The sequence below is a fragment of the Pseudomonas sp. EL_65y_Pfl1_R83 genome (assembly GCF_963970695.1).
GTDB lineage: Bacteria > Pseudomonadota > Gammaproteobacteria > Pseudomonadales > Pseudomonadaceae > Aquipseudomonas > Aquipseudomonas tritici.
This window is the reverse complement of the sequence record NZ_CAXAQI010000195.1, coordinates 1-551: the sequence shown is the minus strand read 5'-3', so window position 1 is coordinate 551 and position 551 is coordinate 1. Positions and strand designations below refer to the sequence as shown.

The window sequence follows — 551 nt, the reverse complement described above, 5'->3', positions numbered from 1 at the left end:
CACCGCAGGCCGAAGCGATGTCGGGAGACCATGCCGGACATGGCGGCATGGCGATGCCGCGCGCGCCAATCGTGTCGGGCGAACTCGCGCGCGTCATCGGAGTGGTGCGACCGCTCGCGGTGGCACCACCGGTGCTGATCGCGCCGCCGATGCGGCCGGGCGACCCCTGGACGGCAGCGTCCGACGCGGCGAACCGACCATTACGTAGCACGGTGAAGATTGACGGTCGCACGGGCACCGTCATCAGTCGCGAAGGCTTTGCGCAGCGCCACTGGATCGATCAAACGATCGGCTACGGTGTTGCAGGGCACGAGGGCGCGCTGTTCGGCCTAGCAAATCAACTACTTGGCACCGTTACCGCGCTGTTGCTGGTGGTGCTGGCGGGGTCGGGCGTGGTGATGTGGTGGCGACGACGGCATGTTGGCCTGGGCGCGCCGATCGCGCTGTCCCGCCCGCGCCTTGGGGCGGGACTGGCCATCGCCATCCTCGCCCTGGCCTTATACCTGCCCTTGTTCGGCCTGACCCTTATAGCCGTGCTGGTTGCCGAAAGG

1 protein-coding gene is annotated in these 551 nt (G+C 67.9%); it reads left to right on the top strand.

Going from position 1 to position 551, the window contains the following annotated elements; genetic code table 11:
• On the top strand, positions 1 to 551 hold a 551-nt coding region (locus AACY08_RS28375; protein WP_339472418.1), incomplete at both ends, for a PepSY domain-containing protein.